This window comes from Sinorhizobium sp. CB7 (genome assembly GCF_041357635.1).
Taxonomy (GTDB): domain Bacteria; phylum Pseudomonadota; class Alphaproteobacteria; order Rhizobiales; family Rhizobiaceae; genus Rhizobium.
Genome location: NZ_JAULLL010000001.1, coordinates 154,385 through 180,892, shown reverse-complemented (window position 1 = coordinate 180,892; position 26,508 = coordinate 154,385). Strand labels below are relative to the sequence as shown.

Genomic DNA, 26,508 nt, shown 5'->3' with positions numbered 1-26,508 from the left:
CGCCGTAGCATTTAATTATCATCATAATAATTATTATGCAAACTTATATTTCGAAACACGAGCGGCGTGCCCGCTGGCACGCCGTAAGCGGTAACGTCATATCCGCGGCACTTCGGTCAATATCCGTCGACCTCAATCACGGCTTCGGCAAATGCCTGGGGAGCCTCCTGCGGCAGGTTGTGGCCGATGCCGCCTGTGATCGTACGGTGCGTATATTTGCCCGTGAACTTGCTGCGATAGGATGCGGGATCCGGATGAGGCGCACCATTGGCATCACCTTCGAGGGTGATCGTCGGGATGCTGATCGACGGGGCTTTGCTGAGCCTCTTCTCGAGATCTTCATATTGCGGCTCGCCTTCAGCCAGGCTGAGACGCCAGCGATAATTATGGATCACGACGCTGACATGATCGGGGTTGTCGAAGGCTGCCGCGCTGCGCTCGAACGTGGCATCATCGAAGTTCCACTGCGGTGAAGCGAGTTGCCAGATCAGCTTGGAAAAATCGCGTCGGTATTTGTCGTAGCCGGCCCGACCGCGTTCCGTTACGAAATAATACTGATACCACCATTGAAGCTCGGCCTTTGGCGGCAACGGCATCATGTTGGCTTCCTGGCTGCCGATCAGATAGCCGCTGACCGAAACCATGGCCTTGCAGCGTTCCGGCCAAAGCGCAGCCATGATATTGGCTGTCCGCGCTCCCCAGTCATAACCGGCAACCGTCGCCCTCTCGATCTTGAGGGCATCCATCAGGGCGATGATATCCGCGGCCACCACGGACTGCTGGCCGTTTCGGGGCGTTTTATCCGATAGAAAGCGCGTCGTGCCATAGCCGCGCAGATAGGGAATGATCACCCGATAGCCGGCCGATGCCAGCAAGGGAGCAACGTCGACATAGCTGTAGATATCATACGGCCAGCCATGCAGCAGAATGACGGGAGGACCATCCGCCGGGCCGGCCTCGGCGTAGCCAATGTTAAGGACGCCGGCATCAATCTGTTTCAACGCGGCAAAAGTCGTGTTCGTCCCCGGCTTGATGGCAGGCAAGGTTGCAGGCTTGGGCGCGCCGGTCTGTGCGCTCGCCGCGTCGATCATGCCGAACTGGGTGGCAGCAACGGTCATTGCCGCAACACCGAAGAAGCGGCGCCGATGATGATTGATTTCTTCAGACACTGGTCTCTCTCCAAATGAATTCGTTACAACTGCAGGAAGACGCTTTCCATGTATCCCCGATGTGTCGCGATCCATCGGATTTGCATGATGATGTAGGTTTCCGGCGTCCAGATACATTGCGCTACAATGGGCCCGAGAGGAAGTAATGGACAAAGCCATTCCGGCCAGTCCGCGACGCTCGGTTTTTCTTGCCAAACGACAGAAGGCTTACGTCAGCGCCTGATTGTAACCCCATGCATCCGGCCCCACCTCAACGCTGCATCAGCGTTTAGCTCCGTATGCGGCGCGATATATCGGCGTCACCATTTTACTTCTGCCGATTTTGCACAGCATATTAGTGTGTTATAAAATATAGAGGGGAGCATTCGAACAACTCAATCAGTGCGCTCGAACGGCTTTCCGCACTCGGTAAGGGAGGACCAATCATGAGGCGAATTTTGTTGCTCGCGGCATCGACCGCGGCGGTATCGCTCGGCGTCTCGCAAGCTTTCGCGCAATCGGGCAGCGTCGAGAAGGCGGTTGGCGGCTACAATTTCGAGGAAGCCGCAAAGGAAGCATCCGGCACGAAGGATTTCCATTCGGCCGATGGGCATCTGACCTTCGCAATTGTAACGCACACGGCCGGCAACGGTTTCTTTGATCCCGTCTATGTCGGCGCGACTGTCGCCGGTAACCTCATCGGTGCCAAGATACTGCTGCTTGGCTCGGAATCACCAACCGACGACCCTGCTCGCGAGATCGAAATCCTGAACCAGATCGTGCAGGACCCGACGATCGACGGGCTGATCATGACTACGCCGCAGGCGGGTGCCTATAACGACATCGTCAAGGCCGCCGAAGCAAAGGGCATTCCCGTTGCCACGACCAACTCCTTCGATGGAACCATACTCGACCGAAGCGGCATAGGTCACACAGGCCAGGATGCGTCCGCCGCCGCGATCGCCGGTGAAGCGCTGGTCAAATGCCTGGCGGACAAGGGCATCGAAAAGGGCTCGATCGTGCTACCCTCCTCGACCGCGATGGGCAACATCGAGGTGAACAACCGCGTGACATCGGCCTTCAACGCCATCGTCAAGGGCCTCAAGGATTCGGGCAAGCTCGAAAACTTTAAGGTTGATGCGGGACCGGAAAACACGGGTATCGACACGAACCCGAACGATCCGGTGAATGGTATCGTCACACTGTTCGAATCGCGCGGTGACGTGGTCGGCGCCTTTGCCGGCAACAACGTGTTTACGCCGGCACTTGCCAAGGCAGTCGCCCAGACAGGGATGACGGGCAAGATCTGTGCCTATGGCTTCGACCTCGGTCCCGCCCAGCAGGATGCGTTGAAAAGCGGCGACCTGACCGGTGCGCTCGGACAGCAGCCATTCCTGCAGGGTTTCTGGCCTGTCATGCAGCTTTATCTGCAGATCGATCGTGGCATCGCGGCATCCAATCTCGACACACGCGCCCAACTCGTGACCAAGGATACGGTCGGAGATGTTGGCAAGCGCTTCGAGAATTGATGTCGCGCGCAGCGCTTCAAATTGCTGCGGGAGGGCGCGAATTCTCCCGCAGCGTGTGACGCGATAGCCGGATAGAAGAACCCCCATGGAGCCTAACGCGACGACACGGCTCGACCGCGCACCATCCCAACTGATCGGCGGCTGGGAGGCAGGACTGATCATGCTGCTCCTGCTGCTCTATCTCGGCGGCGCCATCGTCAACCCCGCTTTCTTTGGGTCGGCCGAGGCTTTCCATGCGCTCCTTCGCGACACCTCCCGAGTGGCCATCATTGCAGTCGGAATGACCTTTGTCATCGTCAACAAGGATCTCGACCTCTCGGTTGGTTCCACCTATGGCCTGATCGCCGTGGTTTTCGCCCGGCTGTTCGCACCGAGCTTCCTCGACCTGGACGTCCTGACATCGATCATCCTCTGTACGATTCTCGGTGTCGCGATCGGTCTCGCCAACGGCCTGCTTGTCACGGCCCTGAAAGTCCCCGCCTTTATCGCCACGCTGACGATGCTCTTTATCGGCCGAGGGTTCGTCCTTGCGCTGACGCATGGCCAGGCGATCTATTATCCCGGCAAGGCGAAAGACTATCCGCTATTCTTCCATCTCGGTGAGACAAACGTCCTCGGTTTCAACAATCAGATCATCATCTTCGTCATTGTCGCTGTCATCGGTGCCCTCGCGCTGGCCAAGTCGCGCTGGGGATATGAGACGTTCGCAACCGGCGGCAATGAACAGGCGGCAGTCTATGCCGGCATACCGACGAACTGGGTGCGTATCCGTGCCTACCTGATCTCGTCGCTCTGCGCGACGCTTGCGGGCCTGATGTCGGCGACCCAGGACAAGGGCGTGACCCCACTATACGGCGTCAGCCTCGAGTTGACCGTCATCGCCGCCGTCATCCTGGGCGGCGCCTCGATCCTCGGCGGCCGCGGCCGCATGGCCGGATCCTGCCTTGGCGCGCTCCTGGTCGTCCTGCTCGACAAGGTCCTGCGCGAGGGTTGGCCGATCACGCGCACCATCAAGATGGGAGAAGAGGAGGTGACGGTCAATGCTATCTATTCGCTGCCGGTCGGCGCAGTGCCGGTCTTCCTCGGAATGCTTCTCGTCATCGCCGTGCTCATCGAGCCCTACCTCATCCGGCGCCAGCTGGCGGCGCGTTTTTGGGCATGGCTTCGCGGCAAACCGCCACCTCCGGCCTATGAGATCGGCGGGATTGCGCTCGAGGGCGTCCAGACCAAGGGCGCCATGGCAGCCGACATGGCGATGTCAACAACCGCATTTGGAAAATTCTTCAGCCGACGCGATTCGCTGGCCATCATCCTCACCGTTCTGCTGTGGCTTACGGGAGTCGTCCTCCGACCCGACTACTGGTGGAACCTGTCGAACAGCTTCGCGATCCTGCTCAATTATACCGAGCTGGCGCTGATCGCGATCGGGCTCACTTATGTCATCGCCGCCGGCGATATCGACCTCTCTGTCGGATCGGTGCTCGCCCTTGCCGGAAGTACGGCGGCCTATTTCCTGAAAGTTCTTGGCGCCGATCCCATCACCGCAATCGCGATGGGCCTTCTTGCGGGGATGGCCGCCGGTCTCATAAATGCGGTGGTCACCGTTGGCTTCAAGCTGCCCGCCTTCATCGCCACGCTCGGCATGTACTATATCGCCCGCGGACTGGCGGCCTGGTTTGTGGCCGGACAGCAACTGACCGGCTGGCCGGAGACCTACAACCTGCTCGGCCGCAAGGTAAATGACATCCTCCTCCATTTCTATGTCGCGCTGCCTCCAGGAATCCTACGCAGCATAGCGGAAGTGGTCAGCGTCCAGACGATCTGGATGTTTCTTGTCGCCCTCATCGCCGGCGTCGTACTTGCATACATGCCCTTCGGGCAAAGGATCTACGCCACTGGCGGCAACATTCGCGCCGCCGCCTATGCGGGCATCAACACCAACAGGGTGCGCTTCATCGCACTCATGCTGTCGGCATTCTGTGCCGCCATGGCCGGGATCATCAATGTCGCCTATTTTCGCAGTTTCAACCCCGTTGCCGGTCAGTTCCGCGAACTGGACGCCATCGCCGCCGTCATCATCGGCGGCGGCTCGATCTTCGGCGGCTACGGCAGCATGATCGGCGCGCTCGCTGGCGCGGCCGTGATCACGCTCGTACGCGCGCTCATGCAGCTCAACGTCCAGGGATTCAGCATGCCGCAACACTGGATCAACGTCTTCATCGGACTCATCCTTATCGTCGCGGTGCTGATCGATATCTGGGTACGCCAGGCCAAGATCTTCGGACGCCTGCGGCTCCGCCGCGAACAAGCCACTCGAACACGGGACACCGCCTATGGCTGACGTTGCGCCATCCCCTGAACCTATCGTCGAAATGCGCGGCATCGAAAAAGCGTTCGGAGCAGTCCAGGCACTCCGCAATGTCGACCTCGTGCTTTATCCTGGCGAGATTCTCGGTCTGGTCGGCGACAATTCGGCCGGCAAGTCGACGCTCATGAAGATCCTGACCGGCGCCTATCAACGCGATGCCGGCGAAATCTTCGTTGCCGGACAACCGGTACACTTCAAGAGTCCACACGAAAGCCGGGACGTCGGAATCGAGATGATCTATCAGGATTTTGCGCTGTGCGGCAACATGGATGTCGGCCAGAACATCTTCCTCGGTCGCTGGCCGCTCAAAGGCCTCTTTGTCAATCGTCGCAAGATGTATGCGGAAGCCGACAGCGTGCTGAAACGGCTGAAGGTCGACGTGAATTCTGTCTATCAGAAAGTCGAAAGCCTTTCAGGAGGCCGCCAGCAATCGGTGGCGATTGCCCGCGCGATTTCGTTCAACCCGCGCGTCGTGATCCTCGACGAGCCGACGGCGAACCTTTCCGTCATGGCAACCGAACGTCTGCTCGAGACCATGCTGGAACTTAAGAAACAAGGGGTTGCGCAGATCATCATCTCGCACCGCCTCATCGATATTTTCTCCGTGGGCGACCGCGTCATGGTGCTGAAGCGCGGCGAATATGTCGGCGACCGCTACATCAAGAATACCGATGAGCACGAGGTGCTCGAGATCATCGTTTCGGGCACGCGGGAGCAGGCGCTGACCGCTGATGAGGCACGGCGGAATGTCGAAGTGAGTCAAAGTTTCTGATTGGTGCCGACAAATAAGGGGCAACTCTTGCACTCAGGCAGCCGCACGAAAAGGAGCTGCGGCAGCGCTACTGCCACAGCTCCGTCACGCTACTTGCCTTTTTGAAGCTTCTTCTTCGCCTCGTCGTCCATCAGTTCGTACCACATGGCATTAAGGACGGCGAAGGCGGCTGCGAGCGGCAGGCCAAGAATCCAGGCGAAATACCACATTGTCCAACCTCCTCAGTAAGCGTGACCGCCCTTGTCGTTCACCATTTTCTCGTCGACCTTGCCCCAGAGAACCCTATAGACCCAGCTCGTGTAAGCAATGATGATCGGCAGGAAGATCAGCGTCACCACAAGCATGATGAAGAGCGTCAGATGGCTGGACGAAGCGTCCCACACCGTCAGGCTCGATCTCGGATCCAGCGAGGACGGCAGGATGAAGGGAAACATCGAGACGCCGACGGTGGAAACGATGCCGAAGATCGACAGTTCACTGAACAGCAGCGGCATCACATCCTTGCGCATCTGCATGCCGATAAAAGTTCCCGCCGCGCCCAGAAAGCCGAGGATCGGTGCGATCAATAGCCACGGATGTGCCTCGAAGTTGACGAACCACGCACCGCCGTCGCGCGCCACCGTCTTCAGCAACGGGTTGGAAGGGCCGGTCGGGCTGATTTCACTGGTGATGCGATAGCCCTCGCCGGCAAGCCACAGGCCAAGACCGCCAAGCGCGAAAAGCACGATCGTCAGAAGGGCTGCGATCCTGCCATAGTTGCGAGCCCGTTCAGCAACCGGGCCGGACGTCTTCAGTTCCAGCCAGGCAGCGCCATGCATGACGATCATCGATACGGACAGCAGGCCGCAAAGCAGTGCATAGGGATTAAGGAGCTCGAAGAACGAGCCTTCGTAGAAAACGCGCATGTCATCGGCAAAGCGGAAAGGTACACCCTGCAGCACATTGCCGATGGCAACGCCGAGGATAAGCGACGGCACGAAACCGCCGACAAAAAGCGCCCAATCCCATCCGTTCCGCCATGCCGTGCTTTCGCGTTTCGATCGATATTTAAAGCCGACCGGCCTCAAGATGAGCGCGAAGAGGATGGCAAACATCGCGAAATAGAAGCCGGAGAAGGATACGGCATAGAGCGGTGGCCAGGCGGCGAAGATGGCGCCGCCGCCGAGAATGAGCCAGACCTGGTTGCCTTCCCAGACAGGTCCGACCGTATTGATGACGATCCGGCGCTCGGTATCGGTGCGGGCGACGAAGGGCAGCAATGTTCCGATCCCGAGGTCGAAGCCGTCCATCATGGCGAACGCGATCAGGATCACGCCCATCAGCAGCCACCAGATCACGCGCAGAGTTTGGTAGTCGATAAGTTCGTGGAGAATCATGGCGTTTCACTCCGCCGCTGGAATGATGGTTTCGGAAATGAGCTCGGCTTCCGGATTCTCGTCCGGCTCCGGCCCGTTGCGGATCGCTTTCAGCATCAGGCTCATCTCGATGATGAAGAGCAGGGTATAGATGCCGGTGAAGCCGAGAATGGTCGTCAACACCATCGACGCGCCGAGATTGGAAACGGCCACTGCCGTCGGCAGGACGCCTTCGATCACCCATGGCTGGCGGCCGAACTCGGCCACGATCCAGCCCGACTCGATCGCGATCCATGGCAGCGGAATGGCAAAGACGGCGATGCGCAACAGGATGGGATAGCGGTCGAGCTGCCGCCGAGCGGAGAGCCAGAAGAAGGTCGCCGTCAGCAGGATGAAAAACATACCGAGCCCGACCATGATGCGGAAGGTCCAGAAAAGCGTCGGGACATGGGGAATGGTATCCCTTGCAGCCTGGGCAATCTGTTCCTCGGTCGCCTGGCGCGGATCGTCGACATAGCGCTTCAAGAGCAGCGCATAGCCGAGTTCATGGCCGAGATCCTCGAAGGACGTGCGAACCTCCGTCGCGACACCGTCCGGCGTCGGCGCCGCTCGGATCTGCATCAGGGCGTCATAGGCCTTGATGCCGTCGCGGATGCGGGTCTTGGCATGCTCTTCCAGTTCCGCGATGCCTGGAATGACTGTCGTCAGCGAGCGGGTGCCGATCAGCCCCATGACCCAGGGGATACGGACTGCATAGTGGGTCTCGCGCGCCTGAAGATCCGGAAAGCCGAAGGCGGTAAAGGGGGCGGGTGCCGGTTCTGTCTCCCACATGGCTTCGATCGCCGCGAGCTTCATCTTCTGATGCTCGGTCGAGAGATATCCGCTTTCATCACCCAGCACGACCACGGAGAGCGCCGAAGCAAGGCCGAAGGAAGCCGCAACAGTCATGGAGCGTTTTGCAAGCTCGATGTGCCGGCCCTTGAGCAGATACCAGGCCGAGACACCGAGGACGAAGATCGAGGCGCAGACATAGCCTGCCGAGACGGTATGGACGAACTTCGCCTGCGCCACGGGATTGAACAGGACGTCGAAGAAGCTGGTTATCTCCATTCGCATCGTCTGCGGGTTGAGCGCCGAACCGGCCGGATTCTGCATCCAGCCGTTGGCGATCAGGATCCAGAGCGCTGAGAAGTTCGAGCCCAGCGCCACCGCCCAGGTGGCGACGAGGTGACCGACCCTGGAGAGCCTGTCCCAGCCGAAGAAGAACAGGCCGACGAAGGTCGCCTCCAGGAAGAAGGCCATCAGGCCTTCGATGGCGAGCGGCGCACCGAAGATGTCGCCGACGTAGTGGCTGTAATAGCTCCAGTTCATGCCGAACTGGAATTCCATCACGATGCCGGTCGCCACGCCGAGCACGAAGTTGATGCCGAAAAGCGTGCCCCAGAATTTCGTCATCTGACGCCAGATGGTGCGCCCCGTCATGACATAGACGGTTTCCATGATGGCGAGGAGTACCGAAAGTCCGAGCGTGAGCGGCACGAACAGGAAGTGATAGAGGGCGGTCAGGGCAAATTGCAGGCGCGATAGCGCCACGATGTCGAGTTCCATTGTCTTTCTCCCACGGTCCCACGGGATACATTGCTGTTTCGCAGTCGCATTCTGCTTCTTCAGTCCGGCCTCAGCCGGGCAAGTACGGCATCGAAGCCCGCCTCGCCTCGGCGGTGGATATCGGTGATCCTGCCGCGCTCGATAACGGCGATCCGATCGGCGATGGCGGCCTCCCGCCTGACATGGGTCGCAATGACCAGCGACCGGTTTTGCGCCGCCAGGAGCAGTCGACTTAGAACGTCACGCGCTGTTTCCCCATCAAGTCCCTCGGTCGGCTCGTCCAGAAGCCACAGATGCGTGTCACGGAGCAGCAGCCGCGCGAGTGACAGACGCCGCGCCTGTCCGCCGGAAAGACCAAGACCCCCTTCGCCAAGGCGCGTATCAAGCCCGCGCGGAAGTGCCGCGACGTCTGCGAGAAGTCCGGAAGCGGCAAGGGCGTGCCTGAGCTTGCCGTCGTCGGCCAGAGGATCGGCAAGCCTGAGATTGTCGCGCAGCGTGTCCTCAAACAGTTCGGTGCGCTGTGTCAGCAGGGTGGCTGGAACGCATTCAACGGTGCCGTTCTCGGGCGAAATCTCCCCGGCCAGCAGGGCAAGCAGCGTCGATTTGCCGGCACCGCTGGAGCCGATCACGGCAAGATGCTCGCCCTGGCCCAACGACAGCGTAATGTCATGCAGCGTCGGCGCAGCCGCGCCGGCGGGCCGCGCTGTTACGCGGGATAAGTGGAAAGCAAAATCAGCGGCAGGAGCCCGTAGTCTCTTCACGTCCGCCGACGGTCGAAGCCGCGGCGCGACGCGACGCGCGGCAAGAATCGTTCGTCCAAGTTCCATGGCGCCGCGGCGAAGTGCTGCAAAGGGCTCGACGGCCGTAAAGGCGATCAGCAGGCCGAGTGCTGCAACTGGAGGACTTATGGCACCCATTTGAGAGAGCAGCGCAACCGCCAGCAACGAGCCCGTCAAGAGAACGGTGGTTGCCAGGCCGAAACCGACGACAACACCCGTCTCGATCCGGTTCAGATCATCATCCGCTTCGGCGAGACGTCCGTCCGCAGCCGCGATTGCGGACTGTTGTGCGGAGATCCGTCCGGCGATCATGAGCTCGGTCTGCCCGGCGACAAGATCAATGGTGCGCGATCTAAGGGCTTCAATCGCATGGGCACGCCGGCGAGCGGGCTTTTGGGCCAGCATTCCCGCCAAGATCGGTATGCCAAGACCTGTTGCGAGAAGCCAGAGAGCCGCAAGGACACCGAACAGCGGGTGCATGAGGCCGAGGGTAATGGCGGCAAGAACAGCCGCGCTGACGGCAGCGGCAGCGGGAACCAGCACACGCAGGTAGAGAGAATCGAGCGCATCGATATCCGCGGTCAGCCGGAAGAGCAGCCTTGCCGGGCGGTGCAGCAGGATTGCCGCTGCCCCCGGGGCCGACCAGCCGCGAAACAGCCTCTCGCGCAGGGCAGCAAGCACACGTAATGTGGCATCATGCGTCGTCAGCCGCTCGCCATAGCGGGCGGCCGTGCGTGCGATCGCCAGGAGGCGGATACCCGCGGCGGGTGCGAAGACGTCGAAGGTGATGGCGGTCGCCGTCGAAAGCCCCGCAATTGCGGTGGCGGTGATGAACCAGCCCGAAAGGCCGAGCAGAGCGATACCTGCCATGACCGTCGCTGCGGACAATAGCGCGCCGATCAAAAGCGTCCGGGACCGCTCGGTCAGAAACAGGCGGATGACCGGTAGAAGGTGTCTGAGGCCCTCTATCATGCCGCAGCCTCCTGCCTTTCATCGCCGAGGCGGATGACCCGGTGCATTCGGGCAGCCAACACTGGATCATGGGTTGCGACGATCAGGGTGCGACCCTTCGCAAGGGCAAGAAGACTTTCGCCAATCTCGTTCGCCGTCGCCGCGTCGAGATGCGCTGTAGGTTCGTCCGCCAGCAATATTCCAGCGCCCCGCGTGACGCCCGCTCTTGCAAGCGCCAGCCGCATCGCTTCTCCACCGGAAAGTCCGATACCCCCCTCACCGATCGGCTTTGTTCCATAGGCATCGACGACATGACCCAATTTTGCGAAATCGATTGCCTCGGCTATTTCGCCACGACCGATCTCGCGGCGTCCAAGCCCTATATTGCTCAGGATCGTGCCGGCGAAGATATGCGGCCTCTGGCCGAGCCAGGCGATCTTGCCGCGCAGGGAGGCGGCGTTTTGCTCAGTCAAATCCATATCGCCGATGATCACCCGGCCGGATGCGGGCTGCGCAAGTCCTGCGATCAGCGAGAGAATCGTGGATTTTCCGGATCCGCTGACACCGAGCAGAGCGACATGCTCTCCAGCCTCGACATGGAGATCGAAACGATCAAGGACAAAGGGCCGGCCCTCGCCGTAGCGGAAGCTCGCCTCTTCGAGTCGAACCGGCAGCGGTTGGCGACTGCTCGCTTTGGATACCGTGATCTCATCTTTCGCGCCTGGAACGGCGACATCGGGGGACGACAGTCTCTCCATGGCCTCGAGTGCCGCTTCTCCCGCCGCGCGGTCGTGCCAAACGGCTGAAAGCTCTCTCAAGGGTTCGAAAAAGGCCGGCGCCAGCAGAAGGATGAAGAGGCCCTCGGTGAGCGACAATCCGCTTGTCCAGGCGCCGAATCCGATCTGCCCCAGCAGGCTGAAGCCCACATAGACGGCCACCATCGCGACGCCGAGGGCGGAAAACAGCTCGAGCACGGCAGAGGACAGGAAAGCAATCTTAAGCACTGCCATGGTCCGTTGCCGAAGGGAATCCGCGTCAGCGAGCAATCGTTTCGCCGTGAGATCGACCGCACCGAGCGCGCGGATCGTTGCAAGACCCCGCAGTCTGTCGAGCAGGAAGGCGTTCAATCCGCCCGTCTCGGCGAGCTGTTGTTCGCTCGCGGCCTTGGCCCGCCAACCGATCAGCGCCATGAAGAGCGGGATGAGCGGAGCTGCGACCAGGAGAATGATCGCAGCCAGCCAGGAGAAAGGAATGACGCAGAGCAGGATGAGCAACGGAGTGGCCACCGCCTTCATCCGCGCCGGCTGGAACCGTGCAAGATAAGGTGCGATCGTCTCCGCCTGCTCTCCCAGAACGCTGGCGGCAAGGCCCGAAGCGGGTCGACCAATGTCGATCGGCGAACGTGCGGCCAGAGCTGCCGTAACCAGCTGCCGCCGCCGGGTCAATTGACTGCGGGCCGCGCGAAAAGCAATGCGGCCGCCGGCCGCGTCGAGACAGGTTTTTAGACCGCCGAAAATGAAGACGATGACGGCAGGCCAGAAGACGGCAGGAAGTCCTTGATCGTCGGCGATCGCGCCGACCGCATAGGCAACTGCCCCTGCCTGTGGAATCCAGAGCAGTGAAGCGACGGTCTGAAGAGATGCAGCGCGAGTGAGCCTCAAATCTTTCGGGGCAGCGCGCTTGCGGCGGGCTGGGACAGGATCGGCATCCTCCGCATCGGCTGCCGATGGCCCGGCTCCGCTCTCCTGCACCTCATTTGCGTCGAAGAAAGCACTGGTCATAGCACTAACTCCTGTTCGCAGGTTTTGAGCGGCGATTGCGCCCGAGCGAAACAACCCGGTCTTTCGCCTCCAAAAGCTTCGTCACCTTCGCGCCAAGGGAGAGTAGCGTTGCAAGCCGTTCTGTTTCAAGTTGTTTTACGTCTTGGTACCAGTGGGTCAGCCTCTCGATAAGACCGTACATTTCCCCCATGCGCACCTGCGCGTGACGCTCGGCTTCGCTGGCGGGATGCTGCATCAGGATTTCCCGCAGGACCGAGAGCGTCGGATCGACCTCACGTTTCTTGCGCTCTTCCGCGAGCGTCCTGAGGATCTGCCAGACGTCATCAGGCGTCGTGAAGAAGTCGCGCCTATCGTCCGGCTTGTGCCTTAACAAAACGAGGTTCCACGTCTGCAGCTCCCGCAGGCTCATGGAGACATTGGAGCGCGATATGCCCAGCGCTTCAACGATTTCCTCCGCGCAAAGCGGCTCGGGGGAAACGAAGAGCAGGGCATAGATCTGCCCCACCGTGCGATTGATACCCCAGCGCGAACCCATTTCACCAAAGTGCAGAACGAAGGATTGGACGAGAGGAGGCAGGTTCATTGGTTTTTCCATATAACAGTAATTTCAGAAATTTCTGAAATCATAGAAAAGTATAACTGCTGTCGCAAGCTCGCGCCTTGACATGCGTCAATTTGGCAAGGTCATCGCTGACACTGGTTACGGGATTTCGTCGGATCGTCGATCACGAAGCGGGTGATTGACAGCGACTTTGCCGCCCGATTACCGCTTCGCCATGCGCATAGGATTCGATCTGCGCGACGGCAGATGTGCTTCCATTTCTCAAAAAAGTGTATCGTCCCGCTTGGAGATATTGGACTGTCCGACCATGCGCTATAGTCGCGCAGCGATAGAAGCGCGTCACTCAGACGGATCGGGAGAGTCAGCGAGCCCATGCCATCTAACTTCGTCGCCAAAGGTGCAGACGCTTATGAAGCCAGCATGGGGCGCTGGAGCCGGCGGCTGGCTGCGCCATTCCTCGATTTTGCGGGCGTGCCATCCCGCGGTCGCGTCCTCGACGCGGGATGTGGTACCGGCAGCCTGACGCTCGCCTTGGCGGCTTACCCTGGGTTGGAAGCCATCGAAGCCCTGGACTTCGAGGAAAACTTCGTGGCCGTCCTTAGCTCGCGCACGACCGATGTCAGGATAAGGGTGCAGCAGGGCGATGTTTGTGCCTTGCCCTACGAAGACCGGGCGTTCGACGCCGTCTATTCACTGTTGGTGCTTCATTTTGTGTCCGATGCACATCGAGCAGTGCGGGAAATGCGGCGCGTTCTGCGGCCGGGTGCAACCGCGGCGGCTGCAGTCTGGTCCTACGCCGGCATGCCGAGTTGGCGCTTGTTCTGGGATACGGTCCTCGCGCTCGAGCCGGAGGCGGCCGGCAGAGGTGTGCCATCCGGCAGGCGGCCGCTGACGGCCGAAGGCGAATTGCGTGAGGTTTTCGAAAGTGCCGGCTTTACAGGAATTGCCGAAACGATGCTCACAATCCCTATGAACTATGCCAGTTTCGAGGATTTCTGGCATCCGAAGGTTTACGGGCAAGGTACCTTCGCAGCCTTTTTTGAAGCGTTGCCCAAGGTGAGGCGCGATCGTCTTCGAGACGCGGCGAGAGCAGCCTATCTTGGCTGCGATGGCGATGACGGTCCTCGCGGGTTTATGAGTGCTGCCTGGGCGGTCCGGAGCACGGCTTGACCGCATCGCACACTTTGCGCGACATGCATTAGCGCGGCGGTAACCTGCCGCGAGCCGCTAGAGCGAATGGCGGAAGAAGCTAAAGTGAAGCGATTGGGATTGCCGCCGCCAAACGTCCCAAAGCTGCCTGTAGCAGCATTTGCTACGCGATACCGGAAATTTGCGGCGTGATTGCCCGCCGTCAGGCTGCCAGTGATGCCTTGCCGGGGCTGACCAGATGCTCTTTCAGCACCGTGCCGGTTTCGTCCGCCTCTTCCAGAAGAACATCGTAGGTCCAGAGATCGGCAAGATGCTGCAGGACGCGCTTGGCATCCTTTTCCTCGAGCAGTCCGCCGTTCAGGACGGTATGTCTCAGAATAAGCCGCCGGTCGCCGGCAAGGTCGACATCGACGATCTCGATATGCGGATCGATCCAGCCAATGTCATACTGGCGCGAAAGCTCGCGCCGGATCCGGCGGTAGCCGCGCTCGTCATGGATGGCTGCGACAAGCAAGCCCTCCTCTTCGGCCGGATCGTCGGTCAGATGGAAGAGGCGCATGCGCCGCATCAGGTGAGGGCTGAGGAACTGCGCGACGAAACTTTCGTCGCGGTAATTCGCCCAGAGGTCGCGCAGAACCGCCATCGGATCGCCGCTGCCGGCGATCTCGGGGAACCATTGGCGATCCTCCTGCTCCGGCCTGGTTACGATCCTCTCGATATCCTGCATCATCTCGAAGCCGATGGCATAGGGATTGAGGCCGGAATAGCGCGGATCGTTGAAAGCCGGCTGGAAGACGACATTGGTATGCGATTTCAGGAACTCGAAGAAATTGCCGTCGCTGATGAGACCCTTTTCATGCAGGCGGGTCATGATGCGATAATGAACATAGGTGGCAGTACCTTCGTTCATGACCTTCGTCTGGCCCTGCGGATAGAAGTACTGGGCGACGTGTCGCACGATCCGCAGGATTTCGCGCTGCCATGGCTTCAGGCGCGGTGCGGTCTTTTCGAGGAAGTAGAGAATGTTTTCCTGCGGAAGGCCGGCAAGCGCGCGGCGCCGCTCCATGTTCAGGTTCGACGGTTTTCTGTGGTGCCCGGTCGGCACGGTGCGCCAGAGATCGTTGAAAATGCGTTCGTCGTGCTCGCGCCGTTCCTTTTCACGCCGTTCTTCCTCGCGAAGATCGAGGGTCTTCTTGCCGGCATAACGGTGCGTGCCATGGGACATCAAGGCATGCGCAGCGTCGAGAACGCGCTCGACGGCGGCATGGCCATACCTTTCCTCGCAACGCGAGATATAGCCCTTGGCGAAATCGAGATAATCGAGAATGCCTTCGGCATCGGTCCAGAGCTTGAACAGGTAGTTGTTCTTGAAAAAGTGATTGTGACCGAAAGCGGCATGGGCGATGACAAGCGCCTGCATCGTCGCCGTATTTTCTTCCATCAGGTAGGAAATGCAGGGCGAACTGTTGATGACGATCTCGTAGGCGAGACCCCGTAGCCCCCTGCGATAGAAAGCCTCATGATGGGCGAAATGCTTGCCGAAGGACCAGTGCTTGTAGAAGAGCGGCATGCCGATCGAGGAATAGACATCCAGCATCTGCTCCGTCGTGATGATCTCGATCTGGTTGGGGTAGATATCAAGACCGAGCTCGCCGATGGCCACTTCCTCGCAGGCATCATGAATGCGCTGAATAGCGGAGAAATCCCAATCGGCTCCCTCGAACAACAATTTCGTCATGAACTGACCCTGCCTTCCGCCGATCGCCGCTGAAAGAGTTCGTGGAAAACCGGGTAGATCTGGCTGCGATCACTGACCTTGCGGATCGACAATATCGGCCATTCGCTCTGGATGCGCTCATAGAGCGACCAGAGCGCTGAGTCGGATCCATAGGGCATGCTGCGCGGCTCGCTGACTTCCAAATAAGCGAAATACTGGCAGACCGGCAAAATCGCATCGGTCAGGAGTGCGGCGGTCGTCGCATTGTCGGAGTGGGTATTGTCGCCATCGGATGCCTGGGCCGCATAGATGTTCCAGTCCGACGGCGGATAACGATCCGCGACGATACGGCGCATCGTTTCCAACGCGCTCGAGACCTGCGTTCCGCCCGTTGCAGGACTGCGGAAGAAGGTTTCCTCGTCGACTTCCTCTGCGACGTCAGTGTGACGAACAAAGACGATCTCGACGCGTCGGTACTGCCGGGTAAGGAAAATATAGAGCAGCATATAGAAGCGCTTGGCGAGATCCTTCATATGTTCGGACATCGAGCCGGACACGTCCATGAGGCAGAACATGACCGCCTGGGCAACCGGCTTCGGCTCGTTTTCGAACCGGCGGTAACGGATATCGATCGGATCGATATAGGGAATGCGTCGTACCTTCGATTCCAGTGCCTGAATTTCCGCTTCAAGAACCCGCCTGCGCTCTTCGTCCTCGCATTCGGCGATTTCGGCGATGAGTTCAGCAACCTTCTCCGGCTTTGGACGACGCAACGCCACGCGGCGCATCATCGCCAGCCGCATGGTGCGATTGACCGCAAGGTTCGACGGTGAACCGGTTACCGAATAGCCGGCACGGACCGGGTTGGGCTGATCGGTCGTGGTCAGGCGCTTCTTGGCGAGATCCGGCAATTCGAGGTCGTCCAGGAACAGGTCGAGGAATTCCTCGCGCGTGAGAACGAAACGGAAGGCATCCTCGTCGCTTCCCTCTCCGCCCTGCCGGGACCTGCCGCCTCCCCCATCGGGCCGGGGAAGGATGTCGCCCTCGATGAAGGTCTTGTTGCCGGGGAGAATGTGCTCGCGGACGCCGTAGGGGCCCCGTTGCAGGCGCGGCTCCTCCGTTCCGCCGATAGGAATGCTGATCTCACCGCCTTTCAGTATGTCCTGAATGTCACGGTTTTGGGATGATTCATAGACCGCTTTCTGCACCAGCGCCTTCGCTCGCCGCAAAAACCTCTGGCGATTTTCCAGACTCTTGCCGCCTGGGTTCAGGCGCCGGTCAACAATATGCATTCCTTCTTCCTTGTTGCGCTCAACCTGCCTGCTTTACACGCATGTACCATTCGACGAGCCGACGGACTTGGCGCTCAGTATACCCCCGATCCATCATGCGATCGACAAATTCTCCATGTTTTTTCTCCGTTTCGCCATCCTTCTTGGAACCGAAGGAGATGACGGGCAGCAAATCCTCGACCTGGGAGAACATCCGCTTCTCGATGACCTCACGGATCTTTTCGTAGCTCGTCCAGCTCGGGTTCTTGCCGGCATTGCTCGCCCGAGACCGCAGGCAGAACTTAACGACCTCGTTGCGAAAATCTTTCGGATTGGCGATGCCTGCGGGCTTCTCGATCTTGGTCAGTTCCTGATTGAGAAGATCGCGATCGAGCAGCTGGCCGGTATCCGGATCCTTGAAATCGACGTCCTCGATCCAGGCATCGGCATAGTCGACATAACGATCGAAGAGGTTCTGACCATAATCCGCATAGGATTCCAGATAGGCCTTCTGGATCTCGTGCCCGATGAATTCGGCATAGCGCGGGGCAAGCTCACCCTTGATGAATTCAAGATAGAGCTTCTCCGTCTCGGTGGGGAACTGCTCGCGTCGGATCGCCTGTTCGAGCACATACATCAGATGCACCGGATCGGCGCTGACTTCGGCGGTATCATAGTTGAACGTCGCAGCAAGCACCTTGAAGGCAAATCGTGTCGAAATGCCGTCCATGCCCTCATCGACACCAGCCGCATCGCGGTATTCTTGGACACTTCTTGCCCGCGGATCGGTTTCCTTGAGGCTTTCGCCGTCATAGACCCTGAGCTTGGAAAAGAGCGTCGAATTTTCGTGCCGCGTCAATCGCGACAGAACACTGAACCGCGCCAGCGTGTCGAGCGTCGAAGGCGCGCAGGGCGCATTGTTCAGCTCCGATTCCTGGATGAGCTTCTCATAGATCTTCTGCTCTTCCGTGACCCTCAGGCAATAGGGCACCTTGACCACGCAAATGCGATCGATAAAGGCCTCATTGTTCTTGTTGGACTTGAAGGTCTGCCATTCGGCTTCGTTGGAATGCGCAAGCACGATGCCCGAGAAGGGAATGGCGCCGATATTCTCAGTGCCGATATAGTTGCCCTCCTGCGTCGCCGTCAGCAGCGGATGCAGCATCTTGATCGGCGCCTTGAACATCTCGACAAATTCGAGAATGCCCTGATTGGAGCGGTTGAGTGCGCCCGAGTAGCTATAGGCGTCCGGATCGCTCTGGGCGAGGCTTTCAAGCCTGCGGATATCGACCTTGCCGACCAGCGAGGAGATATCCTGGTTATTCTCGTCACCTGGCTCGGTCTTGGAAACGGCGATCTGCCGAAGGCGGGAGGGCTGGATTCGCGCCACGCGGAACCGAGAGATGTCGCCGCCAAATTCTTCCAACCGCTTCAGGCACCACGGGCTCATGAGACCGGTCAGCCGCCGACGCGGGATGCCATAGCGCTCCTCGATCATCGATCCCATCGTCACCGGATCGAAGAGGCTGAGCGGGCTCTCGAAGACGGGACTCAGTTCATTGCCGGCCTTCAGCACGTAAATGGGGTGGACTTCCATCAGCGATTTCAGTCGTTCGGCAAGTGATGACTTACCGCCGCCGACCGGCCCGAGCAGATAGAGGATCTGCTTGCGCTCCTCCAGCCCTTGAGCCGCATGGCGGAAGAACGCAACGATCCGCTCGATCGTCTCCTCCATGCCAAAGAAGCCTGTGAATGCCGGATAAGTGCGTATTGTCCGGTTCATGAAGATCCGCCCGAGCCGTGGATCCTTGGCGGTATCGATAAGTTGAGGCTCCCCCATGGCGGCCAGAAGCCGCTCCGCCGAATTGGCGTACATTAGAGGATCGTCCCGGCACGCCTCTAGGTATTCCGGGAACAACATCTCATGTTCGCGCCGTGCTTCGAAAGAACGGGCGAATGCATTAAACAGCACATCGTTGTTGTACATGGCGCCTCGATAGCTTGCTTCTGCAATAACGCCTCAGTCAGAGGTTGACACGATCACCATCATCTGTCAGATGGGTCGTTTTCACTCAGAATCAATACTTGATCCCGATAATGATTCGTACGCGCGATTTGGCGACGCAGCAATATGCAAGGCCCACTATCCACGCGATTTAATAATATACGATATATAAGTTGCCGAATTCCTGTAAAGCATTCAACGGTTGCATAAGGCAAATGCAACCTAAGGCATCGGAATCGGCAAGGAACAAGAATTCGTTGCAGCGCCGCCCGTAGCGCCTCGTCGACCGGCAATCCATTGCGGTTGAAATCCATGACGCATGGACGAGACCGTCGAGGTCGAAGATAATCAATTAGACGCTAAAAACCAGCGGTATCGCTCATATAAGAAAACAAGGCGGCGCCCAACCGGCGCCTCCTTACTCATTATTATTATATTATTGCGCTCGCCGAGACCCGATCATTCCGCCGCCACGACGCGGCGCCGGCCGATCGTTGCCTGTGTGAGCACAAAGGCGCAGACGGCGCAAAGGCCGATCCCGGCGGCCATCGGCACTGCCGTGCCATCGAAGAACAGGCCGGCAATCGCCATGGCAACGGCCGCGGCCACGAACTGAAGCGTTCCCATCAGGGCGGACGCCGTGCCGGCGATTTCGCCGTGGTCTTCGAGCGCAAGCACGCCGGTCGTCGGAATGACGAGCCCGAGGAAGCCGTAGCCGATGAAGAGGAAGACCGCCATTACGGGCAACTGATTGAAGCCGAGGCTCATGACCACGACCATGGCAACCATGGCGAACGAAAACGCCGTGACGGCCATGCGCATCACCCGCACCAGGCCGAAGCGCTCCCCGAGCCAGCCGGTCAATTGCGATACCGCAAAGAAGGAAACCGCATTGATCGAAAAGGCAAAGCTATATTGGGTCGGCGTCAGCCCGTAGTGGTTGATCAGCACGAAGGGCGAGTTCGCCAGATAGACCAGGAAGCTGGAAATGCCGAAGCCGCCGATGAAGGTCAGGGTCAGGAAGTTGCGATCCGTAAACAGATGCCGGTAGGCGGCCATGGCGCTGCGAAGGCCGCTTTCTGCGCGATGCTCCTTGAGGCGTGTTTCCTTCAACTGCGTCGACAACAAAACCAGCCCGATCAACGCGGCGATCATCACGGCCCAGAACACGCCGCGCCAGCCATAGAAAGCGATGACCGCGCTGCCGGTCAGCGGCGCCAGGATCGGCGAGATGCTGAAGACCAGCATCAGGAGCGACATGAGACGGGCCGCCTGCACGCCGGTATGCATGTCGCGGACGATGGCTCGCGGAATGACCATGCCGGCCGCCCCGCCGATCCCCTGGAGGAAGCGGAAGGCAATCAGCGTTTCGATATTGCTTGCCAACGCGCAGCCGATGCTTGCCACCGCAAACAGGCCGATGCCGATATAAAGCGGCGCCTTGCGGCCCCACATATCGGCGAGCGGCCCATAAAAGAGCTGAGAAATGGCAAAGGGGATAAAGAAGGACAAAAGGCTCATCTGCACGACATTATCAGGCGCACCGAGATCCTTGCCGATGGACGGCAGCGCCGGAAGATACATGTCGATGGCGAAAGGACCGATAGCTGAAAGCAGGCCGAGAATGAGCGCAATGCGAAAAAAGGAGGCCGTCATAGGTGATCTCTCATAAACCGCGACAAGGAAACCGGATTGTTTCTCCGTCGCATTGCTCTCGAAGGGTTCAGGGATGATCGGCTGCAGCGGGAACGCGGAACTTGGGAGGATGCGTCATGTTCTACGAGCCAATGCGTCCACAAATTTGGACACACATGTAAAATTAGACACCATTGTCTAAAACGTCAATACGCATTATCTTGATTTCATGAAAAACCGCATGGCATCGAAAAGGACGGCAACAGGGCCCGCACAAAGGGGGCAATGCGCAAAGCGCCTGTCGATCCTGGAAGCTGCTGCCGACGTATTTTGCCGTCAAGGTTTTGCCGCCGCGAGCATCGACGAAATCGCGATGGGAGCCTGCGTTTCACGGCAGACAGTCTATAATCACTACGGCGAAAAAGAAACGCTGTTCATGGCCGTGGTTGAGGATGTCATGGCGCGCATGAATGCGACGCTGTTTTCGATATTGTCGACTTTTCCCGAAAATTCCGACAACCTGGAAGAGGATCTGGCGGCATTCTCCGTCCGTCTTAACAAGAACTGCGTCTGCAACCACGACGGCAAGTTTTTACGCAAACTGGTTCAGATGGAAGGCGAACGCTACCCGCATCTGTTCGAAACGTGGCGGCAGCAAGGCCCCTGCAAGCTTAACTCGGCGCTCGCAGCCCTTTTTGCGCGCCTCGGCCAAGACGGCGTCCTCAAGATCGACGATTTCGATGTCGCCGCCCGTCAATTCGTCGCATTGGGCAATGCCGATCTGCAGATGATCACATTGCTGGGCGGCACGCCGACGGATGAGGAATTGGAGAGTGCGGCGCGCAACGCAGTACGAACTTTTCTTTGCGCCTACTCCCACCCGGCCAAGGAAAAAGCCACCTCACCCCGGCTCGTTCCGGTGCCAGGGCTTACAGCTTAGAGATAGCCTTCTCAGAAAACATTCTGAGACTCAGTCGGCCCTTTCGGCAAGCTCGATCAGGATGCCGTCCGGGTCACGCAGGAACGCGACTTTATGGAGCACCTCTGAATTGAACGCCTTGCGCGGCCGCTCGACCACCTCCACGCCTGCGGCCTCCAGCTTGGCGAAGGTGTCTTCGACGCTCTCGAACAGAAAGGTGAGATGACGAAGCCCGGCCCTTCCATCAGGCACGTCCTCCGCCCGCTTCGCACCGGCGGCCGGCGCGATGATTTCGAGCATGCCGCCGCCGGCATCGAGAAAGGCAAGATCCGCCCCCTCCCCCGTCACCTTTCGCAGATGCAACCGAAGACCCAGCAAGTCGCAGTAGAAGGCGATCGTGCGGTCCATGTCGCTGACGGTCATGCCGACATGTTCAAATGATTTGAGCATGGATTAGAACACCTTCCGGCTGTCGGCCGGCATCAGCTCCGGTGCGAACCGCCCGCGCTCGTTGGCCTCCAGCAGTTCGTTGCTGACATTGCGGATATGCCGCGCCATGGCTTTGTAGGCCGCATCCGGATTGCGGATGCGCAGGGCCGCGACAATCGCATGATGATCTCCGATCCAGAGCGGGCGCACGCTCGGGGCATGAATATGCTCATGGAGCTTTTTCCACATCATCGACTCGTCGCGCTGCTCCCAGAGCGTCTCGATGATCGAGACGATGATGGCATTGCCCGTCATCCTGGCAATGGTCATGTGGAAGTCGCGATCGCCCTTTTCGTTGAGCAGCATCACATCGGTTTCATGCTGCATCTGGGCGATGCATTCCTCCAGCACGGCGATGTCGTAGCTGGTGGCGCGTTCGGCCGCCATCGCCGCAGCGCTGGATTCGACAGCCAGCCGCGCTTCCAGCAGTTCGAACGGACCAGGTCCGATATCCGTGCCTATCCTGTCGAAATTGATCTGGTTGACACGCGCCGGCAGGACGACGATGCCGGTTCTTCCCCGCACCTCGACGATCCCGCGCATTTCGAGCGCGATGACGGCCTCACGCACGACAGGACGGCTCACCTGCAGCTCTTCCGCCAGCTCTCTTTCCGACGGCATGCGCCAGGCCGGATCCTTCGCATTGGCTTCGATCATCTTGGCAATTCGACGCGCTACGATCTGATACAGCCTTTGTTCGCCCGACAACCGAAATCCGTATCCGGCACTCTCCATGATAGTCTCCTTGCGCGCGCCGCCAATGGGTCGTTTTCACGTGGCGGCGCGATCTCTTCTTCCGCGCGCTTCAGGCGCTGGCGGCGAGGCGCCGCTCTTCCTCGGGCAACCACGACCGGTAGAGCGGATGATCGGGCGCAATCGGCATCGGCGTCGGCCGGCCGGTGCGCTGTGAATGATAGGCGGCAGTCACCAGCTCGAGCGAATTGCGCGCATCCTGGAGCGTCACCGGCGGTTCCTTGTCTGCCCCGATGGCCTCATGGAACAGCTGGAACTGCCGGGTATAGCCGTCTTCGTTGGGCTCGTAGGCGGCAAGCGCCTCGTCCACCCGCCGCTGATGTTCCTCGGTCCCTGCCGTGAATACCCATGGGTCGCGGCCCATGGTATAGGGTTCGAGTATGCTCTCTGCGACGAGATCATGGAAGCAGAAGCGCAGCCGCGAAATCTCCTTGCGCGAACCGAGCGTCATCGACAGCGTGGCAAGCGAGCCGTTCTGCATCTTGACGGCCAGCGCCATCGTATCCTCGACCTCGATCCTGTTGACCAGGGTCGCTCCATAGGCAAAGACCTCGGCGCAGGCGCCATGCACGTAGTTCAACATGTCATGTGCATGGATCGCGTGGCCCAGCAGCCCGCCTCCGAGCTCGGTCGCCCACTTGCCGCGCCACGGCACCTCGTAATAGGCCGGCCCGCGCCACCAATGCGTCTCGATCGTGGTCATGAAGGGCTTGCCGGTCAGGCCGAGTTCGATGAGGCGCTTCAATTTCTGCAGCCCCGAACCGTAGCGATACTGAAAGATCGGCATCAGCTTCTTGCCGGAGCGGGCAACGATCCGGTCCATCTCGTCGACATCGGCGATCGAGCCGAAAAGCGGCTTTTCGCAGATCACATGCTTGCCCGCTTCAATACCCTTCTTGCAAAACTCGAAATGGGAATCCGGTGGCGTCGTGACATCGATAATGTCGAGATCGTCGCGCGCAAAGAGCGCGTTCGCATCCTGGGTATATTCGGGAATGCCATGCTTTTCGCAGAGCGCTTCGCCGCGATCCGCATCCAGCGAGCAAAGAACCGACACCTCGAACAGATCCTTGTTCCAGTCGTAGCCGATCATATGGCGCGCGGCGATACCGGCGCCGATCACGCCGACGCGTAATTTTTTCGTCATGATATCATCCTCCTTAACGGGCCGTAATCCTTGCCGCCCTGGTCTGGGCCTCAAGCGAAAGACGGCAGACCTCGAAGACGTGCTGCTGCGTCATCGCCGTTTCGGTGCGATCGCGCACGTCGGCGGTAAAGGCTTCGAAATAATCGAGTTTTTCCGTGCTGCAGTCGATGTAGGTGAGCTCCTTGTCGTTGACGAGGAACAGATGATCCTTGCCCGGACGACCGGCGATATCGATATATTTGCGCAGCTCGATATAGCCGTTGGTGCCGAGAATGGTCAGGCGGCCGTCACCCCAGGTCGGCAAAGCTTCCGGCGTGAACCAGTCGACACGGATATAGCCGGATGCCTTGTCGGAGCGCAGGAGAAGCTCTCCGAAATCCTGGAAGGCCGGCTTCTGCGGCATGCCGAAATTGCCGATCGAGCTGGCAACGACGTCCGCGCTGGTCGAACCGGTATAAAACAGGAATTGATCGACCTGATGCGAGGCGATATCGACGATGATGCCGCCGAAGGCTTCCGGATCGAAGAACCAGTCCGGACGCGTGGGGAGCTGCAGCCGATGCGGCCCCATTCCCATCGTCTGGACCACCTTGCCGATGGCGCCTTCCGCCACGAGCTTGCCGGCCTTGACCGCCGATCGCACGCAATGGCGCTCGGAAAAGCAGATCGAGAAGATTTTGCCGGTCTCCGCGACGGCCTTCTTGACGTCCTCGAGCTGGGCGAAGGTGATGAGGCCGGGCTTGTCGATCATCACATCCTTGCCCGCTCTCATCGCCCTGACGGCGAGACCGGCGCGGTCGCGCGGAATTGAGGCGATGCAGATGACATCGATCGAGGGATCGGCAAAGATCTTTTCGCGGTCGATCGCCGGCGCATCCGGATAGGTCTTCCGGAAATTCTCGAGCAGCGCCGGCACCGAGGTCTGCGGGCAATAGCCGACGAACTCGCCACCTGCGGCAAGCAATCCCTTTACATGGTCGAAGATATGTCCATGATCTATCCCAACGACGGCAAATCTTAGCATCGCAAGCACTTCCTCCTGAGCTGATACTCCTGGCGCTATCCTCGCACGCCATAAGCCTTGGTCAGACCAGATACCGAAAACCTCTCCCTGTCAAGCCGGTTTCGCGCCGGGTGTTCTCGTTTTTTACGGCCGAAGTGATTGATTTTTCTGTCATGCATTTTTCACAAATATTGTCAGTTGACAATCTGGTAAGACCAGACAAGGCTTAGCGTAATCGTAAGGCGTCCAGTCCGCACGAGATCCGACCTTGGAGGAGGAGGAAGAAATGAAAGCATCCGGCATCAGCCTGTCGGCAGCGCTTGGTCTGCTGGCGGTCATGACTGCAACCGGTATCGCCCGGGCGCAGGAAGTGACCTTTTACTGCGATGACATCGGTTTTGGTTGCGTTACCATGGCGCCTGTCGCCAAGCGCTTCGAGGCCGAAAATCCCGGCATCACGATCAAGCTCGAAACCGTCAGCTACCAGACGATCGTCGAAAGTCTGCCGGTGCAGCTTGAATCCGGGGAAGGCCCGGATGGCGCGATCATCACGGATCTCGGCGGACTGAGCCGCTACTATCTCGACCTGACCCCCTACGTCGACAAGGATCTGTTCGAGAAGGAATACGGGCAGACGCTGCAATGGCTGCGCGGCGCCAATCCGACGAGCAAGGCGATCAACGGGATGCCGACGTCGCTTACCGTCAATGGCGCCTATGTGAACCTCACCCTCTTCGAGCAGGCAGGCGTACCGGTGCCGAAGGAAGGCGCCACCTGGACCGAATGGGCAGACGCCGCGCGCAAGGTCGCTCAGGCAACCGGCACCGAATATCCGATGGAGATGGATCGTTCCGGACACCGCTTCGCGAGTCTCGCGATCAGCTACGGGGCCCAGCTGGTGGACGATCAGGGCAAACCGGTCATCGACAAGGGCCTGCATGACGCCGTCGAGCAGTTCGTCGCCTGGCACAAGGACAAGACGATGCCGATGGATCTCTGGGGTGCCGTCGGCGGCGCCACGCACCGGGAATTGTTCTCGGATTTCCTGAACGCCAAGACGGTCTTTTATTTCGGCGGTTCCTGGACGCTGAACCAGATGGACAAGGAGGTTGGCGATCTCTTCGATTGGGAAGTCGTGCCCGCCCCCTGCGGTCCTTCGTCCTGCACGGTCATGCCGGGCGGCGGAGCCCTTGTCGGCTTCAAGCACAGCAAGCATCCCGAGATTGTCGGAAAGTTCATCAACTACATGGCGCAGTCGAAGAATTCCGCCGAGGTGATCGCCGCATCGGTTGAGATTCCCGCAGCCAAAAGCCTGATCGACAGCGGCGTCACCTATCCAGGCGCATCCGAGCGCACGCAGCAGTCGCTGTCGACCTTCATCGCCCAGGTGCCGAAGATGACTCAAGCCGCCTATCGCTTCCAGGGCTGGCGCTATCAGCGCGCCATGATGAACGCGTTGACCACGCGCATCAGCCAGGTGCTCAACGGTGAACTCGACGTCGACACGGCACTCGATCGCGTCCAGCAGGACGTGAACCTCGCCATCCAGGCAGCCGCCGGCAAGTGA

At 59.5% G+C, this 26,508-nt stretch carries 21 protein-coding genes; 6 read left to right on the top strand and 15 right to left on the bottom strand.

The window, feature by feature from the left end; all coding sequences use genetic code 11:
- Positions 1 to 116 precede the first annotated feature (116 nt).
- Complete coding sequence (locus AAE029_RS00930; protein WP_371070906.1) at positions 117 to 1,169, bottom strand: alpha/beta fold hydrolase; 1,053 nt, start codon at positions 1,167 to 1,169, stop codon at positions 117 to 119.
- Positions 1,170 to 1,594: 425 nt separating this feature from the next.
- On the opposite strand from AAE029_RS00930, the gene AAE029_RS00925 reads away from it, so the two are divergent.
- From AAE029_RS00925 to AAE029_RS00915, 3 genes are all read left to right on the top strand, one after another.
- Positions 1,595 to 2,677 (top strand): substrate-binding domain-containing protein, encoded by a 1,083-nt coding sequence (locus AAE029_RS00925; RefSeq protein ID WP_371070905.1) that lies wholly within the window; start codon positions 1,595 to 1,597, stop codon positions 2,675 to 2,677.
- Positions 2,678 to 2,762: 85 nt separating this feature from the next.
- Positions 2,763 to 5,018, top strand: coding sequence for an ABC transporter permease (locus AAE029_RS00920; protein WP_371070904.1), 2,256 nt, complete (start codon positions 2,763 to 2,765; stop codon positions 5,016 to 5,018).
- Complete coding sequence (locus tag AAE029_RS00915) at positions 5,011 to 5,817, top strand: ATP-binding cassette domain-containing protein (RefSeq protein WP_371070903.1); 807 nt, start codon at positions 5,011 to 5,013, stop codon at positions 5,815 to 5,817. Before AAE029_RS00920 ends, AAE029_RS00915 begins: the two co-directional genes overlap by 8 nt.
- An 89-nt stretch (positions 5,818 to 5,906) precedes the next feature.
- Here AAE029_RS00915 and cydX read toward each other — a convergent pair whose 3' ends face one another.
- The 6 genes from cydX to AAE029_RS00885 are packed head-to-tail and all read right to left on the bottom strand — an operon-like array spanning position 5,907 to position 12,874.
- Positions 5,907 to 6,026 (bottom strand): cytochrome bd-I oxidase subunit CydX, encoded by a 120-nt coding sequence (gene cydX, locus AAE029_RS00910; RefSeq protein WP_371070902.1) that lies wholly within the window; start codon positions 6,024 to 6,026, stop codon positions 5,907 to 5,909.
- 12 nt (positions 6,027 to 6,038) lie between these two features.
- On the bottom strand, positions 6,039 to 7,193 hold the full coding sequence (gene cydB, locus AAE029_RS00905) for a cytochrome d ubiquinol oxidase subunit II (protein ID WP_371070901.1): 1,155 nt from the start codon (positions 7,191 to 7,193) through the stop codon (positions 6,039 to 6,041).
- A gap of 6 nt (positions 7,194 to 7,199) precedes the next feature.
- Positions 7,200 to 8,780 (bottom strand): cytochrome ubiquinol oxidase subunit I, encoded by a 1,581-nt coding sequence (locus AAE029_RS00900; protein WP_371070900.1) that lies wholly within the window; start codon positions 8,778 to 8,780, stop codon positions 7,200 to 7,202.
- A gap of 59 nt (positions 8,781 to 8,839) precedes the next feature.
- Positions 8,840 to 10,531 (bottom strand): amino acid ABC transporter ATP-binding/permease protein, encoded by a 1,692-nt coding sequence (locus tag AAE029_RS00895; RefSeq protein WP_371070899.1) that lies wholly within the window; start codon positions 10,529 to 10,531, stop codon positions 8,840 to 8,842.
- Entirely contained in the window at positions 10,528 to 12,291 is a 1,764-nt protein-coding gene (gene cydD / locus AAE029_RS00890) for a thiol reductant ABC exporter subunit CydD (protein ID WP_371070898.1), read from the bottom strand. The genes AAE029_RS00895 and cydD overlap by 4 nt, the downstream gene beginning before the upstream one ends.
- A gap of 4 nt (positions 12,292 to 12,295) precedes the next feature.
- Positions 12,296 to 12,874 (bottom strand): GbsR/MarR family transcriptional regulator, encoded by a 579-nt coding sequence (locus AAE029_RS00885; RefSeq protein ID WP_371070897.1) that lies wholly within the window; start codon positions 12,872 to 12,874, stop codon positions 12,296 to 12,298.
- Between the two features lie 351 nt (positions 12,875 to 13,225).
- Between AAE029_RS00885 and AAE029_RS00880 the strand changes: the two genes are divergently transcribed.
- On the top strand, positions 13,226 to 14,023 hold the full coding sequence (locus AAE029_RS00880) for a class I SAM-dependent methyltransferase (protein ID WP_371070896.1): 798 nt from the start codon (positions 13,226 to 13,228) through the stop codon (positions 14,021 to 14,023).
- Positions 14,024 to 14,204: 181 nt separating this feature from the next.
- Here the strand turns inward: AAE029_RS00880 and AAE029_RS00875 are convergent, their stop codons facing one another.
- The 4 genes from AAE029_RS00875 to AAE029_RS00860 form a co-directional block, all read right to left on the bottom strand.
- A complete protein-coding gene (locus tag AAE029_RS00875) occupies positions 14,205 to 15,740 on the bottom strand; it encodes a SpoVR family protein (protein WP_371070895.1) in 1,536 nt (511 codons plus the stop codon).
- On the bottom strand, positions 15,737 to 17,011 hold the full coding sequence (locus AAE029_RS00870; protein WP_371070894.1) for a YeaH/YhbH family protein: 1,275 nt from the start codon (positions 17,009 to 17,011) through the stop codon (positions 15,737 to 15,739). Before AAE029_RS00870 ends, AAE029_RS00875 begins: the two co-directional genes overlap by 4 nt.
- A 19-nt stretch (positions 17,012 to 17,030) precedes the next feature.
- Positions 17,031 to 18,977, bottom strand: a complete 1,947-nt coding sequence (locus tag AAE029_RS00865) for a PrkA family serine protein kinase (RefSeq protein WP_371070893.1) — start codon at positions 18,975 to 18,977, stop codon at positions 17,031 to 17,033.
- Between the two features lie 477 nt (positions 18,978 to 19,454).
- Positions 19,455 to 20,651, bottom strand: a complete 1,197-nt coding sequence (locus tag AAE029_RS00860; protein WP_371070892.1) for a multidrug effflux MFS transporter — start codon at positions 20,649 to 20,651, stop codon at positions 19,455 to 19,457.
- Positions 20,652 to 20,871: 220 nt separating this feature from the next.
- Between AAE029_RS00860 and AAE029_RS00855 the strand changes: the two genes are divergently transcribed.
- Positions 20,872 to 21,570 (top strand): TetR/AcrR family transcriptional regulator, encoded by a 699-nt coding sequence (locus AAE029_RS00855; protein WP_371070891.1) that lies wholly within the window; start codon positions 20,872 to 20,874, stop codon positions 21,568 to 21,570.
- A 30-nt stretch (positions 21,571 to 21,600) separates the two neighbouring features.
- Here the strand turns inward: AAE029_RS00855 and AAE029_RS00850 are convergent, their stop codons facing one another.
- From AAE029_RS00850 to AAE029_RS00835, 4 genes are all read right to left on the bottom strand, one after another.
- Positions 21,601 to 21,999, bottom strand: coding sequence for a VOC family protein (locus tag AAE029_RS00850; protein ID WP_371070890.1), 399 nt, complete (start codon positions 21,997 to 21,999; stop codon positions 21,601 to 21,603).
- Positions 22,000 to 22,002: 3 nt separating this feature from the next.
- Entirely contained in the window at positions 22,003 to 22,773 is a 771-nt protein-coding gene (locus AAE029_RS00845; protein ID WP_371070889.1) for a FadR/GntR family transcriptional regulator, read from the bottom strand.
- 70 nt (positions 22,774 to 22,843) lie between these two features.
- Positions 22,844 to 23,938, bottom strand: a complete 1,095-nt coding sequence (locus AAE029_RS00840) for a Gfo/Idh/MocA family protein (protein ID WP_371070888.1) — start codon at positions 23,936 to 23,938, stop codon at positions 22,844 to 22,846.
- A 13-nt stretch (positions 23,939 to 23,951) separates the two neighbouring features.
- Positions 23,952 to 24,962: a Gfo/Idh/MocA family protein gene (locus AAE029_RS00835; protein ID WP_371070887.1), complete on the bottom strand. Its 1,011-nt coding sequence runs from the start codon at positions 24,960 to 24,962 to the stop codon at positions 23,952 to 23,954.
- Between the two features lie 265 nt (positions 24,963 to 25,227).
- Here AAE029_RS00835 and AAE029_RS00830 point away from each other — a divergent pair, with 265 nt between their 5' ends.
- Positions 25,228 to 26,508, top strand: coding sequence for an ABC transporter substrate-binding protein (locus tag AAE029_RS00830; protein ID WP_371070886.1), 1,281 nt, complete (start codon positions 25,228 to 25,230; stop codon positions 26,506 to 26,508).

What these genes read in the sequence shown, in the direction of transcription:
- AAE029_RS00925 (WP_371070905.1), top strand. Translation starts at nt 1,595, where the DNA reads ATGAGGCGAATTTTGTTGCTCGCGGCATCGACCGCGGCGGTATCGCTC.
- AAE029_RS00920 (WP_371070904.1), top strand. Translation starts at nt 2,763, where the DNA reads ATGGAGCCTAACGCGACGACACGGCTCGACCGCGCACCATCCCAACTG.
- AAE029_RS00915 (WP_371070903.1), top strand. Translation starts at nt 5,011, where the DNA reads ATGGCTGACGTTGCGCCATCCCCTGAACCTATCGTCGAAATGCGCGGC.
- cydX (WP_371070902.1), bottom strand. Translation starts at nt 6,026, where the DNA reads ATGTGGTATTTCGCCTGGATTCTTGGCCTGCCGCTCGCAGCCGCCTTC.
- cydB (WP_371070901.1), bottom strand. Translation starts at nt 7,193, where the DNA reads ATGATTCTCCACGAACTTATCGACTACCAAACTCTGCGCGTGATCTGG.
- AAE029_RS00900 (WP_371070900.1), bottom strand. Translation starts at nt 8,780, where the DNA reads ATGGAACTCGACATCGTGGCGCTATCGCGCCTGCAATTTGCCCTGACC.
- AAE029_RS00895 (WP_371070899.1), bottom strand. Translation starts at nt 10,531, where the DNA reads ATGATAGAGGGCCTCAGACACCTTCTACCGGTCATCCGCCTGTTTCTG.
- cydD (WP_371070898.1), bottom strand. Translation starts at nt 12,291, where the DNA reads ATGACCAGTGCTTTCTTCGACGCAAATGAGGTGCAGGAGAGCGGAGCC.
- AAE029_RS00885 (WP_371070897.1), bottom strand. Translation starts at nt 12,874, where the DNA reads ATGAACCTGCCTCCTCTCGTCCAATCCTTCGTTCTGCACTTTGGTGAA.
- AAE029_RS00880 (WP_371070896.1), top strand. Translation starts at nt 13,226, where the DNA reads ATGCCATCTAACTTCGTCGCCAAAGGTGCAGACGCTTATGAAGCCAGC.
- AAE029_RS00875 (WP_371070895.1), bottom strand. Translation starts at nt 15,740, where the DNA reads ATGACGAAATTGTTGTTCGAGGGAGCCGATTGGGATTTCTCCGCTATT.
- AAE029_RS00870 (WP_371070894.1), bottom strand. Translation starts at nt 17,011, where the DNA reads ATGCATATTGTTGACCGGCGCCTGAACCCAGGCGGCAAGAGTCTGGAA.
- AAE029_RS00865 (WP_371070893.1), bottom strand. Translation starts at nt 18,977, where the DNA reads ATGTACAACAACGATGTGCTGTTTAATGCATTCGCCCGTTCTTTCGAA.
- AAE029_RS00860 (WP_371070892.1), bottom strand. Translation starts at nt 20,651, where the DNA reads ATGACGGCCTCCTTTTTTCGCATTGCGCTCATTCTCGGCCTGCTTTCA.
- AAE029_RS00855 (WP_371070891.1), top strand. Translation starts at nt 20,872, where the DNA reads ATGGCATCGAAAAGGACGGCAACAGGGCCCGCACAAAGGGGGCAATGC.
- AAE029_RS00850 (WP_371070890.1), bottom strand. Translation starts at nt 21,999, where the DNA reads ATGCTCAAATCATTTGAACATGTCGGCATGACCGTCAGCGACATGGAC.
- AAE029_RS00845 (WP_371070889.1), bottom strand. Translation starts at nt 22,773, where the DNA reads ATGGAGAGTGCCGGATACGGATTTCGGTTGTCGGGCGAACAAAGGCTG.
- AAE029_RS00840 (WP_371070888.1), bottom strand. Translation starts at nt 23,938, where the DNA reads ATGACGAAAAAATTACGCGTCGGCGTGATCGGCGCCGGTATCGCCGCG.
- AAE029_RS00835 (WP_371070887.1), bottom strand. Translation starts at nt 24,962, where the DNA reads ATGCTAAGATTTGCCGTCGTTGGGATAGATCATGGACATATCTTCGAC.
- AAE029_RS00830 (WP_371070886.1), top strand. Translation starts at nt 25,228, where the DNA reads ATGAAAGCATCCGGCATCAGCCTGTCGGCAGCGCTTGGTCTGCTGGCG.